Here is a 13,587-nt window from a genome sequence, read left to right as displayed (position 1 = left end):
ATTTTCGAAAACTTTAAGATGAGTCACACAAATATCAATTAAGAATAATCTAAAAGGTTTATGTATGCCTAATTTTAATGCTGCCCCTCCTATTATTGGATTTGAATATCAAAAAAAGTGTGCACTTAAACTTTTAATTGATTCTATAGAATCTACTGAAGAAGTTTGTCTTACTTTAGAGAAAATTGATGATATTTTTATTGAAGGTATAGACAAAAAAGTTTCAATTCAAACTAAACATAGTGAACTTCAAAATAAGAGTTTAACGGATCGTTCGAGTGATTTTTGGAAAACGATTAGAGTTTGGTCTACAAATGTAAAAAATGGAATTATAAATCCAGATGAATGTTTTTTTGTTCTTATTACTACAGCTGAATTAAGTGCTTCTTCGATTCTAAACGATTTCAGCAAGGAAGAAAGGAATTTCGATGTAGATAAGAAATTAAAATATATTATTAACATCGCAAAAGAAGTTACAAGTTGGAATGAAAAAAGGAGAGGAGAAGATTTTCTTTTGTTAAGTAAAGATGAACAACTTTCAATTATCAATAATTTATATATTTACGGCAGCAGTGACAACATCGAGGTTGTATCAAAAAGAATTAAAAACAAATTAAAGCATTCTGTAGATGACAAATATATTGACGATGTATACCACCAATTATATGGTTGGTGGGAAGACAGAGTTGAAAAACATTTACTTGACAAAACTAAACAAAATGTAATAACTACGCGAGAAGTTCGAGTCAAAAAGTTAGAAATATCTGAAGGATACTGGCGTAACAATCTCTCAATTTGTCTTAATGAGTTAAATACTACACAAATAGAAGATACTGTCAGTTCGAAAAGCACATTAAAGTTCATCGAACAACTGAAATTAATTGGATTTAATGAAGATAGTGAGGATACACTTCAAGCAAAAAAAGACTATTGTAAGGCATTCCTACAGACAACAAAATGGATTAAGAACCAAGAAATTTTTGATGATGAGCTTAGTAAATACAATAGGCGATTAATAGAAGAATGGAATGAAAATTTTAGACATATGCGTAGTGATTTGGGTTCCTCTTGTGACATTGAATATATTAAAAAAAAGGGAAGAGATCTATACTGGGATACACGGAAAGTTCGGCCTCATCTTAAAATTCGTGAAAGATGTGATGAACCGTTTGTTCAACGTGGAGTTTATGAGATTTTATCTGACAAATTAGATGTTGGTTGGCACAAAGATTATGGTATGATATTAGGGAGATATTCAAAATGAATATTTCAACAGAACTCCCACAAACAAAAACAAGTGAGGTTTCAGTTCTTTTGAATCCAGCATTTTGTGCTGAGATTCTATGTAGGTTTATAGAAGGATATGACAAAAATAATGGAGTCGATTTCTTAATTCTATTTTTTGTACTTCCCATAGTAACACACCCCAAGACAGAAGAGATTATGTCACTCCATCCAAAAACGAAGTTATTGGAGATGTTAAAAGAATATCCTGAAATTAAATTCAATATTAAGGAAAGAATTGAAAACTTTATGCCAATTACAAGAAGTGCATTGATTTTTGCTATAGCACATAAAGCGATTGAATTCGATGAAGCCGGCAAATGTAAACTAATACCTAAGTATCGAAAAAGAGGGGGGCAAGTTAATGGATATAAAACCAAAGAATATTTCGATTTGTCGAGTCGTTTTGGTAAAAAATGCAGTATTTATGATTCGGCTACCATGTTTTATCTGTTGGGGATAAGTCCATGATACAAATAAAAGATATAATTTTGTATGGGTTTCGAGATGATCAAATACGTGTTTTAAAATTGAAAACAAACGATGTAAACTTGATAATAGGAGAGTCACATACAGGAAAGTCTGCGTTGATCGATATTATTGATTATTGCTTTGGAAGCCCAGATTTTAAAGTTGAAAAGAATTTTATCGCTAAGAATGTATTATGGTTTGTTTTAAAGATTAAAGTTGGGAATGATTACATATTAATTGGAAGAAAGAATCCAGAGAAGTCAAATAGCACAAATCAATCATACATAGAAACATGCAATGTGGATTATATTCCAGATGTAAAGAAAATTAAGGAAAATGCTACCATAGACATGGTAAAAAGAATAATTGCAGAAAGAATGGGTATTTTGTTAGATGATGGAAAAGTTGTAATCAAGCCCGAGCATTATATCCCTAGCATTACTTTAAGGCATTCACTTTTTTATTCATTTCAAAGTTCTGATGACATTATATCCAATAAGTACATATTTTTCGGACAAAATGAACTCTATGTTGAGCAAGCTATCAAAAAGACTCTCCCTTATTTTTTAGGTGCTTTTGGAAAAGAAGAAATAGAAATCCAAAAACATTTAGATGGTTTACGAGATAAAAAAAGAGAAATTAATCGACAAATCCGTGACTATGAGAAAATAGTCGGTAAAAGATTTGAAAAAGGATATTCACTTATTTCTGAAGCAATTAAGTGTAACTTGATTTTAGAAGAGAATAGATCTTGTTCACCAGAAGAAATTATTCCATTGTTATCTAAGCTTGTTGAGAGCCAAGATCGTGCAAGTAAAATTATTAATGAACCACAAATATTTGAACTCAGAAAGGAAAGAAATGAAATATTAGACAAAATAGACGATATAAAGAGAAACTTAGTTGAGATAAATGGTATGTGTGAATTGTTTGATAATTACAAAGCAGTATCTACTGAAGGATTAGAAAGACTTCATTCAATTAATATTTTTAAAGAGATGCCAGATTCTGAAGCTTTTTGTTGTCCTCTCTGTAATACAGAAATAACGGGTATGTCTTCAAGTATAAAGATGATCAAGGAACATGCTGATGATATTAGAGAAAGATTAGGCGGTTTTGGAAACGATTACGAAGATATGAAAAAATATTCTAAATTAAAACAAGATGAATTAAAACTATTAAAAGGAAAACTTGGCGAGATAACAGCTAAGATAGACGGTCTTTATAAAGAAGACTTGCGCAAAGAGGATTCTATAATATCTCAGTCCAAAACACTTGGTAGAATAAGTCTTTGGATTGAAAACTTAGAAGTCGTTGATTCTTACAAATTAAAGAAACTAGAGAAAGCTTTTGATGAGAATATTAAAGACATTTCAAAAAAATTAACCGATCCACTTGTAAAAGTTGATACTCTGTTAAGTAGTGGTGAGATTGGTACCAAAATCACCAGCAATGCATACAAATTAAAGCTAGATTGTAGCGATAAACCAATAGCTTTTAATTTGAAAAAGTGTACTATTATAGGTCTTGACGTTAATGAAGAACCAATTTTTTTTGAGAATATTGGAAGTACAAAGAATCATATTGGTTATCACCTCTCGGTTTTATTTGCCTTTCATAATTATTTCGTAAAACATCAACGACCTGTTCCTAGATTTCTAATAATTGATCAACCAACAATGTCTCAGTCCTCATCTGCGAGAGATGAAAGCTTAGACTCTACCACAATAAAAAACATTAGAGAAATGTTGCTTAATTATAAAGAATACATTGGGGAAGAGTTCCAACTAATAGTTTTTGAACATGAACAAAAAGGTACATTTGATGAGGAAACATGTGGTAATAAGATACCAGATGGTATTATTTGGAAGACAGATGGATTAAAGTTGATTCCTGACTCTTGGATAGAGTACAAATAACGTAAATTCAACTCAGCTGCAACTAAGAGAATTTTTTGTATGCCTTTTTGGTTTAGCAAAATAGCTTCGATAATAACCTACTTTACTTATTTTTTCCTAATACTTCTTCTTTTACTGTAAATTTACATTTTTTACATTTTACATGTAAAAACATACACATTTTTACTTTTGACTTGAAACCAATACCTCCCATTTATTCACTCTCTCCAGAACATGAGCATTAAGAGTAAACGGTTTATCTGATTCTGCATTTTGCTTCATGTAATGCAAGAAGGGAGAAAAACACAATATGGAATAATACCAATTGTGATATATGAGACAGTCCTGGGATATCAACAGAAGATTATGCAGCAAAAGACGGACAATGTGCAGAATCGGTAAAACGGCAAAGGCAGTAAACAAACCATCAAAAAAACGATAGCAATAAACATGTTAATATGAATTCATACACATAAAAAAACCAAATTCGACATCGATTAAGTTTGATAGTGGTGAAAAACTATATTATCTACCTTAAAAATTTTACAAAGGCTTATTTTTTAACAGGTCTTCGTTTCGTGGGCTTTTTCTACATTACAAGTCCACTGTTTATTTACATCACACGTTTAAACTAAATTAGATATCGATTAACACTGTTAAAAAATGTTATGTCAAAAAGGGCGTTGACCGGAAGAGACTTTCCGGTTGACGGAATACGGCAATTTATCAAGTGATGTGGAAGGCTGGTTGTTGTTGATTTGTTGTTTGCACTATTACTAACATGTTTTTGCCGTCGCCCGTCATGACCATTTAATCAGAATTGAAGATACCCCAATCATTGAGTGTTGTCCTTGGAATTTCCATGAATTCTGCAACCTGGCGTTTGGACATGCCATGTTTGAGAATTAAATTATGTGCTACGGTCCTGAAGGCTTCCAACTGCCTTTCAATTACTTTCGCCTGCCTTGGGTTGGGTTTGGGTTCATCTTCCTTATCAAGCATTTCTGTGAAAAATTCGTGTTTACGTTTTTGGTATTCATGCATGAATGCGTTGCTTACACCGTACATTTCAAGCATGTCCTTTTCTATCGGTAATAGAATGACTCCTATTTCTTCCATATTCGGACCTTTGCCATAGACCTTATATGGCTTAACCGTGGGATCAGTGAACGGGGTTTTCAATACCTTATACGGCATGGTAAACTTTCGGGCGTACGGCTTACCATCTGGAGTATGGTAAACTTTCGACATGTTCCAAAAAGCAACATCGAGTTGCAGCCTGGTGTGATTGTCTAAAAGTGAAAGGTGTTGAAAGTTTGCGATAACAGCTATCCTGCGATACCTGAATACCTGAAAAAATTTATTCAGATCTTTGTTTACCTGGTTCATGAAATCCCTGGAATATGCCCCTACTCCCGCTTCTTCCCAGACTGCGGGAACTTTTCTTTTGTTGGTTATAATTTCCTTCAGCTCTTCGAACGAGAAACAGACATTGGCCGGGTCGAAGTCTGGATCTATTGCGAATGCTTGACAGATCGACATGGTACTTTTACCGGTACCTCTGTCTCCCAGAAATGCAAAAAAGGAGCTATCATTGATCGCGTCGGTCATCTTGGCTTTTGCCTGCAAGTTGAATAGTGCAAGGTAATTCATTTTCCGGGATATTCCCGGTTCCTCTTCAAAGTCCTTGAATTCGAAGTTCTTAAGCAAATCTGTGGCATCGACGTCTTCATGCACCCTTGCTCTTTCATCGAGACTTGGTTTCATTTCATCACCGTCTCCATTTCAGGTAACTTCCATCCTGCCGCAAACATTTCCAGAATTACCGGCATACAATCAAAGTTTCTGAATAATGTATGGTCCGTAATGTATTGTGAAATCTGATTCATATCTTCGATTGGTCTTTTATTCATTTTATAATATTCAATGACTGCTGACTCGATTGAGTAAACTCGCATGATTTTTTTTCTCATCACGGATTTATGTGATTGGTGTGTTAAATATGGTTTTTCCCCCTCGACCTTTCGTTTTTTGAGCTGGTCGTCCAGGGTTAGCCCATTCATAAGGTCTGCTATGATTTCACGATACTTCAAAGGTTGGTAACCGTCATTTCCCGTCATTTTATCGCCCTGGGTGATTTCGTTTCCATTTGGCTGTCCTGCATCTCGGAGAACAAACGAGAGCTCTACCGGTGGGCGACATAAATTCGCGTCTGCAGATTTCACAAGTTCGCATAGAGGGTATGTATTTCCCGTGTTCCTTGGGTTCTGCCGGTTTTGCGGGTTTATCCGGTTCCTGGGGCGCACGGGGGTTTACCTGATCTTGCAGTGCTTTTTTGGTATCCCTTACTGCTTTCCTGTGGCAGTTGGGGTTATTGCACGCCCTACGATTTGGAAAATATGTATGAAATTTTTCTCCGCAATAGTTGCAAGTCAATTCATATTTTCGTGTTGAAGTCATATAGATTCACAAATAAAAATAGTTACGTCACTGTATACATATATTCACCACATAGGCATTATAAAAACTCAGGAACTATATAGAATATCAAAATAAAAGAAGAAATGAATCAATAATATAATTACTTTTTAAACTCTTCTGCAGTTTCAGTTTTCAGGCGCTCATGATATCGCCACGCGTTACTTTTTCTTTTTTGGTACATCCCAATACGGACTTTTGCACTTGGGACAGATGAAAAACTTCCTTATGTTATGTGATCTTACTAGGTTTCGTTCACCTAACGGGTTTGATTTTCCTGCCTTTTCATTAAGTTCTTTATAAATCTTTTGTATATTTTTAGTATTAAGCTTTCTGAGCTCTTCGGCTTCTTTTTCGTTATTACATTCAAGATATTCATAGGGTATATAGCGGTTAATGAACAGGTATCCCGTTGGATTACCTTTTTTGTTGTATTTTATTTTTTGTTTTAGTAACTGGCTTTGTCTGACTTTGTCTTTCTTTTCAGTTGTCCTTCCTCTATATTCCAGATAATTCCATATAGCCCTCGAAGCTTCAGGAGTTAAGAATGTATAAAACTCATATCCCACTTTTTCCCTAATAAGGTGTAGGGTTGTTATTCCGGTTTCTTCGTCATAACCTTCCATAAATCCCCTTACCGTTAAGTTTGAAATTTCGTTTATGGAGAGGCCACTTGAAATGCCAGTAAGAACTAATGCCTTCTCTAAGTGATCAGCTACGGTTAGTGTTTCTCTGATGTCTTCTTTTGTTGGAATTGCTCTATTTTCCATCAATGGCCTTGCACTAGTAGCCGATCTGGGTAAAACAGGTAATTGGATATTATAAAAACTAAAAAAGCTTCTTACACCAGTCAATCTAGCTTTTATCGACATTGGGGCTATATCAGAGGATTCTAAGAATTCCCTAAATTCCCTTAATTCGTTGAAAATCCTTCTTTCCCTCACCAGCTTACCGGATTTTACGTCTTCTTCAGATTCGATGATGATTTGTTCAGGAATCTTATTCAGGAATTCAGTATAAGCTCTTAAACTATCAGTATAGCCTTCTCTGGTTGTTGTTTTTGCTCCAATTCCTGATAACCAGTTTTTTATATATGCATCGTCCTTTAATTCATTATATTTTAAAACATCACCAACTTTGTAACTTAATTAGTTTAAATAAGGGTTACGTATAAGTATTTATTCTAATAAAAAAGATTCAATGACGGAGTGATGAGAATGGTTAAATTGAGCAATGAAATGGTTGAAGATTTTGCAAAAATGACGGTTTTTCCCTTTGCAACCTCTTCGAAAAGCGGAGAACCGAATGTCATACCAATTGGCTTTTGTAAGCTTCAGGAAGATAGAGAGACTATCTGGATTGCGGACAATTTTTTCCATAAGACCCGCCAGAACCTTGAAGAAAACCCGAGAGGTTCAATCTATGTCTGGGGGCCTGAGGTCAAGGGTTGCTACCAGATAAAAGGGGATTTTGAGATCAAAACCGATGGAGAAGAATATGAGAAGATGTACAAAGCTGTCAAGAGTTTGGGAGACAGGTTCCCTGCAAAAGCCCTTGCCGTTATGAAAATCACCGATGTTTATGAGTGCAAATCCGGGGCAGGAGCCGGAAAGCAGCTTCTTTGAAAGCCTTTCATGGGCTATATAAAAAATTTACTATTTTATCAGGACTCAGAGGATGGAAATAATCCTCATTTACTCTCTTTTTTGACGAAATGTTTTCGATAATAGATCCTTCGATGCCTTTTATTGGAATTGGCCTTCTAGGGGCCATACTTGTCCAAATAGATCCGTCTCACTTTCATGCATGAGGTAAAAGCAACTATATGAGGTAGTTAGAGATCAAAAAACGATATCAATCAATTTTCACCAAGTTACATCAATAATCTAAATTATTTAAATGTGTGATCCGTTCATATAAACATATATTAAAAAATCCTCCAATTAGAACTTATATTATTTGATTTGCGAATAATGATTTGACCGTGAAGGGAAAATTGAAAATTATAGAATTCAGTGGAAATATTTAAGTAAATATATTGAAACTATGCAAGTGATCTTACAGTTCTTGAATGACATTTCTAACGGTGGAAAAATATGGATAACCTAGATCTAAATCGTCTATTATTTAACCCGGATTCGTTTTTCAGCCGGAAATCGAAAAATGAAGTCAGTTTTAAGTATCCTGCCCTGATATTACTTGCATACTCGGCATTTGCAATAGCTTCAAGTTTCCTTGTCATGAATATGTTTAGAGAATCGCTTTCTTCCGACCTTGGCTCATCTGGCTCGTCTTTCTCTTCCATAGCAATATTCTTTGGTGCCGCTGGAGGTGTCCTTGGAGGTTTGATTGGAACATTTTTAACATGGTTTATACTGGCTGGGATCCTGTATTTAATATCATCTTTGTTTCATTCAACAGGTTCATTTAAGAGGACTCTGGAATTCGTGAGTTACGGGTTTGTACCACTAATATTTAGCGGTTTCATAAGCTTTGTCGTATCGTATAAATTGCTGTCTTCAGTAGATTTTTCATCAATGGGCTCACAAATCATGGTACAGGGCATAAGACAGGTCTTCTCAAACAATCCCTTCTATTATACATCACAAATAATTGGAATTTTATGCACCTTACTATCTGCGTACATCTGGGTGTTTGCACTTTTACATGCCCGAAACATGTCAATTAAAAATGCTTCCCTTACTGTAGGCATTCCGGCAGGCCTGTATATTGTTTACCTGATATATCTACTGATGTTTACTTCAGGGAGCATTTAATTCCGTAACAACAAAACAAAAGGTTGTATAACAATAAAACAAAAGGGGTGTTATTATATCCCGTAGGGCGCAATTCAAACTACCAGATTTCTTTTTATCATGGAAATCATGGAATTATATGGGTGCAAAATAAGAATATGAGTTTGAAAACAGTTTATGGTTATCTCAGAATGGTTTATAATATTTACGATTTTATTCTGACATTGAGGATGAAAATACATTCTCATAATCTCTCTTTTTTTTGCTAAGTAATGCCGGATAAAAGGTCTTATGATGTCTTTTTCTCGGAGTGTTTTCTTTCTTATTATAATACTTTTTCATAAAAACAGAAAACACTAATTCTGAGAGGTCGCACTGATTGTTAGAGACTATGGCCATAAAACTTATATGTCTGGACTTTTTAGGTTTTTTAGGTGATATTATGGAAGCCTGGAAAGTTTGTGTATTATGTATAATTATAGGATTGATGGCTGTGCCTGCGGTTTCAGCCGAAAATGAATATGCAGTAAACTCCGCTGCTGAAGATACTTCGGCTTCTGCTGGAGTAGAGTATATTGTTAGTCCCTGGACAGAAAACTCTTCTGATACGGATGTCACTTTCTCTGTGCGGTCAACTCAGTATATAATTCAGGGACAGACCATAAAACACTATGTGGGCGTAGGCTCAGGAATAAATTATCTTGAAGTTGATTTGAATTGGGGAGATACGAGTGATTCTCTGACTCTCAGCGTTTACACCCCATCAGGAAGCAAAGTAGGAACTTACCGTGATAATTATGATGGAAGCGTAAATGGCAGGATATGCCTCGATATATATCCTTCTCAGGGATATGTAGAACAGGGAACTTGGCAGTTCAAGGTCTACGGAGAATCGGTCAGTGGAAGCCAAAGTTACACGCTTAATGTCTACCAGCGTTAAGCTTCAAAAAAAGCTTACCATCTTCTTATTATTTTTTTTGTTAACAGCAACAGCTGGAGCTACGGAATATATAGTAAAGCCTGTTCCAAGTGACCAGGTCGGAGTTTCTATTGATGGAGAAGAGGTAGTACTACTAAAGGACTTTACAGTTTACTGGCAGTTCCTTCTCTGGCTGGCTCTAACGCAGATCTTGTCAGTGGTAGATATGCTGATTCTTCCTGCAAAGTTTCTTTTCGCAATACTCGGATTTCGAGTATCTGATCATTCAAATGCTGTTGGGGCCCTGAAGAGAAAATTCATATTTTCATTTATTAAAGTTAATCCCGGAACCTGTCCCAGTGAGATAGCAAATAATTTGGAGATTAACAGAGGGACCCTGCGCTATCATCTCAATGTTCTCGAAGAGGAAAATCTGATTGAGGCTCACATCGATCACGGAAATGTCCGATATTTCCAGAATAATTTCACATATGGCGAGAATGAAAAATTGGTTATTTCATCCCTTCAAAATGAGATGAGCCGCAATATAATATTGAATATATTGTATAGAGAATGCAATACCAACGGAGACCTTGCCCGTAAAATAGGAATTTCCAGAGCTTCAATGAACTGGCATGTGACAAAATTAAAGGATTCGGGTCTTATTGAAGAATATAAGGCAGGCAGGAGTATGATATACAGCATAAATCCTGTTTATCGGGATTTAATCGAAAGATCATACATGAAATTCTTTGAATCCAGGTTTAATTGAAGGAAAGCACTTTAAATAAAGAGTTTCTTGCTAAAACCCTATAATTTTCCTTGAGTTATAGTCTGAACCATAGTCTGAACCTTCCCATAAACAGGACATAATTTTTATTCATATAGTTCAGTGTTCATACAACTATTAAATAATTTTACTGTAAAAATTCGATTGGTGATGGTATAATTTCAAGCAGCCTTCTTATAAGAATTTTTTACGTGAGTTGTCGCAAAATAATTGCATTTCTATTTACTGTTCTGAGTTTGACGCTAATCTCAGGGGTTATAGTATATTTTGTAGAAGGAAAACCGGCTGTTTTATCCACAAGTGTCTACTGGGCTATCACAACACTTCTCACTACTGGATACGGAGATACGGTTCTGCAAACAAATTTCGGCAGATTGGTGGCTTCGGTTGTCAAAATATTAGGATTTAGCATAATAGTAGTCCCGATCGTTATTATAATAGCTGAGATTTTCAAATCTCTATCTGAAACATCTTGGAAAAACTAAAAGTTTGACTATAAGTCCTTTTCCTTTAATTTGTAAATCTCCTGAATACAAAATATATTTGAATATTACAATAAATAAGTCACTTGCACTTAAAAAGAAATAAAAAACTTCAATCATTTATTCTGATGCAGGAAAGGTTCACTCATTTCTATTTTTTAAATATAATTAGAGAATGAAAGTGAAAGCCGGGTTTTCAAACTTAGAGAAAATTCTCTAACATTGGAAGACACATTTTTTGACGCTACCGGAATAAACCTTTTATTTCAGGTAGTAAGTTCATATTTTATTTCCAAAGAAGACCTATTAACACAAAATTAGTTGATTCTGGATTAGATGCCTGAAACATGTCAATTAAGAATGCAGCCTTTACTGTAGTTTCTGTTTTCCAAATAATCAGATCTCATTCCAAAAAAATAAAAATGACTTTGAAGATTACGGATTTTCAATATATATATGATATATGCCAGAGAATAAAATAGCTTTTCATATTAAATGTAAATTCTAAAGAATAATTGTTTCAACTTACGCATCAGGTTTGATTGTTAAAGGATCTGGTGAAAAACTTTGGGGTTTATATAATGTGTACTGGTAATGTTAATCTGAGATAAGTACTGGTGTAACAAGTAGAACTATTACAGGTATTGGTATTACAGTAAATCAAGATTGGTGGATGTATTATAATCAGGTAAAGGCAAGTTATAGTTCTGCGGGAGGAGATAGTGAAGCTCCAGTCTATCGCATGTCAAATGATAACTTGTATATCATAGGAATTCACCACGGTTCATTAAATAGTAATGCTTATTTCTCACCATTTTCGGGGATTGTATCGGATTTGGTTGTATCTGATTTAGGTGTTTACCCTCTTAAAGTTTGAAAAGGTATTACACTCCATTTTTATTTTTTAATAATTTTAGGCGAGATATATTTCATTGAGGGATATTATATGAAAAAACTGAGAACTATCTTCATATTTTCAATGGAATTTTTTGTGATTTTTTATTGTATCACAGGCACAGCTTTCGGAATAAATTCAACCGATAATAACTCAGCTCAGCCGGGTGATTACTTGAATTCTGAAATCAGTAATGTAAATTACGACGACTATAACTATTTTTTTGGTCTGAATTCATACGGAAATACTGTGATTACCAGATACGGTAAACTCCCTGATCTGGAAACTGAAGAACAAAAAGAGAGCTGGAAATCTTCTCTTGAGGATCTAAGTGAAAAAATAAAGGATACTATTGTTTCCGAGTATATGTATCCTCATGGAGAGATAGTAACATGTGGGACTAATTCGCAGGGATATTTCTTAATTTTGTTCAGATATGGTAATGTTGATGAACCTCTGATGGATGAGATATACGCTCTAATAGATAATTCTGCAAAAGAAATGGGTATACAGGATACCCCTGTAGAATTCGGGTATGGAATTTATCAAGCTGAAATCCCACTGGATTCGGAACATGGCGTTTATCACACATATGGAGAAAACGTGGAAAACCTTTCTGAATCAGAGATACGAGCTATTGAAGAATATATGAAGAAAAAACCTGAAAAACTATCTGGAAATTATATTGCAAATTACGGAGAAATTCCATTATTAAAAGACAGGACAGAGGTAAGTTCCTGGGGAAGCAAGCTGTATTCGATTAAAAACGGTACGGAAGGAAAAATCTTACCATATTTGGAAAAAGGCCAGGTGGTAGCATATGGAATAGAGCTCACAAGATTGGTTGTAGATATTTACGATGGTTTACCTTCTGAAGAAAAAGCTGTCTTAGTCGAAGAGATTTACCAGATAATTGATGAAGAAGCAAGAAAACAAAATGTGACTGATATTCCGGTTGCTTTTGAAGAGAGCGGATATCTACAACTTGATGAAGAAGTGATTGAAGACGGAGAAGCGGTTAGAGAAGAAACAAATTTGTTGGGATCTGGAGAAAAAAACACTGGTGAAATCAATAATTTAAACAATAACGATTCTGAGTCTGCTAATAAAAGTAGCTCCAGTGGAGATAAATCAAGTGAAAATAATTCTACTCCAGGTTTTGGATTATTGGGAAGCTTGACCTGTTTGTATGGAGGCTGGAGACTCAGGAAAAAGTAATACAGGATTGAACTACTATCTTTGGAATTTTAATAAGTTTTGTACTTTCCTATACCTTAGAAGTTTGATCCATCCCTTCTCTTATATTTTATATTTCATGCTTGTACAGGTTTGATTTTAAGAATTACATTGGAATATCGATTTATGTTTCTATGTATAAATTCCGAGTTTTAAAGCTAAATAAGCATCTGATCTCATAATATCTTTGATGAATATAGCTCAATAAGTATGACGATTCATGAGCTATTTATTAAATGAAGAATCATTGTAGATTATTTTTACCTACGCAACAGTTACCTATAATTTTGTTTGATTGAGAATGGAAAAACGTATCGATTTAGATGTTGTGCCAGAAATTACGGATTAATTTCTGTTTCAAAATCGATAGCATATAGG

The 13,587-nt window shown here is 34.6% G+C and carries 12 protein-coding genes; 9 read left to right on the top strand and 3 right to left on the bottom strand.

Going from position 1 to position 13,587, the window contains the following annotated elements; translation table 11 throughout:
• Nucleotides 1-64 precede the first annotated feature (64 nt).
• The 3 genes from MSSIT_RS10445 to MSSIT_RS10435 are packed head-to-tail and all read left to right on the top strand — an operon-like array spanning nucleotide 65 to nucleotide 3,674.
• On the top strand, nucleotides 65-1,264 hold the full coding sequence (locus MSSIT_RS10445; protein ID WP_048172225.1) for an ABC-three component system protein: 1,200 nt from the start codon (nucleotides 65-67) through the stop codon (nucleotides 1,262-1,264).
• Nucleotides 1,261-1,755 (top strand): three component ABC system middle component, encoded by a 495-nt coding sequence (locus MSSIT_RS21240; protein WP_052721608.1) that lies wholly within the window; start codon nucleotides 1,261-1,263, stop codon nucleotides 1,753-1,755. The genes MSSIT_RS10445 and MSSIT_RS21240 overlap by 4 nt, the downstream gene beginning before the upstream one ends.
• The gene (locus tag MSSIT_RS10435) at nucleotides 1,752-3,674 is read left to right on the top strand and encodes a DUF3732 domain-containing protein (protein ID WP_048172223.1); all 1,923 of its coding nucleotides are present in this window, start codon (nucleotides 1,752-1,754) and stop codon (nucleotides 3,672-3,674) included. Before MSSIT_RS21240 ends, MSSIT_RS10435 begins: the two co-directional genes overlap by 4 nt.
• A 789-nt stretch (nucleotides 3,675-4,463) precedes the next feature.
• Here MSSIT_RS10435 and MSSIT_RS10430 read toward each other — a convergent pair.
• The 3 genes from MSSIT_RS10430 to MSSIT_RS10420 form a co-directional block, all read right to left on the bottom strand.
• Entirely contained in the window at nucleotides 4,464-5,420 is a 957-nt protein-coding gene (locus MSSIT_RS10430) for a hypothetical protein (protein WP_048172221.1), read from the bottom strand.
• Nucleotides 5,417-5,878: a hypothetical protein gene (locus tag MSSIT_RS10425; protein ID WP_048172220.1), complete on the bottom strand. Its 462-nt coding sequence runs from the start codon at nucleotides 5,876-5,878 to the stop codon at nucleotides 5,417-5,419. The genes MSSIT_RS10430 and MSSIT_RS10425 overlap by 4 nt, the downstream gene beginning before the upstream one ends.
• A 414-nt stretch (nucleotides 5,879-6,292) precedes the next feature.
• Entirely contained in the window at nucleotides 6,293-7,075 is a 783-nt protein-coding gene (locus MSSIT_RS10420; RefSeq protein WP_048172217.1) for a PQQ-binding-like beta-propeller repeat protein, read from the bottom strand.
• Between the two features lie 273 nt (nucleotides 7,076-7,348).
• On the opposite strand from MSSIT_RS10420, the gene MSSIT_RS10415 reads away from it, so the two are divergent.
• The 6 genes from MSSIT_RS10415 (at nucleotide 7,349) to MSSIT_RS10395 (ending at nucleotide 13,191) form a co-directional block, all read left to right on the top strand.
• Complete coding sequence (locus MSSIT_RS10415; RefSeq protein WP_048172216.1) at nucleotides 7,349-7,756, top strand: pyridoxamine 5'-phosphate oxidase family protein; 408 nt, start codon at nucleotides 7,349-7,351, stop codon at nucleotides 7,754-7,756.
• A 471-nt stretch (nucleotides 7,757-8,227) separates the two neighbouring features.
• Nucleotides 8,228-8,908 carry a YIP1 family protein gene (locus tag MSSIT_RS10410; protein WP_048172214.1) on the top strand — a complete coding sequence of 227 codons (681 nt, stop codon included), beginning with the start codon at nucleotides 8,228-8,230 and terminating at the stop codon, nucleotides 8,906-8,908.
• A gap of 358 nt (nucleotides 8,909-9,266) precedes the next feature.
• Nucleotides 9,267-9,827 (top strand): hypothetical protein, encoded by a 561-nt coding sequence (locus MSSIT_RS10405; protein ID WP_231590510.1) that lies wholly within the window; start codon nucleotides 9,267-9,269, stop codon nucleotides 9,825-9,827.
• Complete coding sequence (locus tag MSSIT_RS10400) at nucleotides 9,787-10,578, top strand: winged helix-turn-helix transcriptional regulator (protein WP_231590509.1); 792 nt, start codon at nucleotides 9,787-9,789, stop codon at nucleotides 10,576-10,578. Before MSSIT_RS10405 ends, MSSIT_RS10400 begins: the two co-directional genes overlap by 41 nt.
• Nucleotides 10,579-10,787: 209 nt before the next feature.
• Entirely contained in the window at nucleotides 10,788-11,081 is a 294-nt protein-coding gene (locus MSSIT_RS22010; protein ID WP_231590508.1) for a potassium channel family protein, read from the top strand.
• 943 nt (nucleotides 11,082-12,024) lie between these two features.
• On the top strand, nucleotides 12,025-13,191 hold the full coding sequence (locus MSSIT_RS10395) for a hypothetical protein (RefSeq protein ID WP_048172210.1): 1,167 nt from the start codon (nucleotides 12,025-12,027) through the stop codon (nucleotides 13,189-13,191).
• Nucleotides 13,192-13,587: the final 396 nt, after the last annotated feature.

The organism is Methanosarcina siciliae T4/M, assembly GCF_000970085.1.
Lineage (GTDB): Archaea > Halobacteriota > Methanosarcinia > Methanosarcinales > Methanosarcinaceae > Methanosarcina > Methanosarcina siciliae.
The sequence above is the reverse complement of the archived record's forward strand: the minus strand, read 5'-3'. Positions and strand labels throughout refer to the sequence as shown.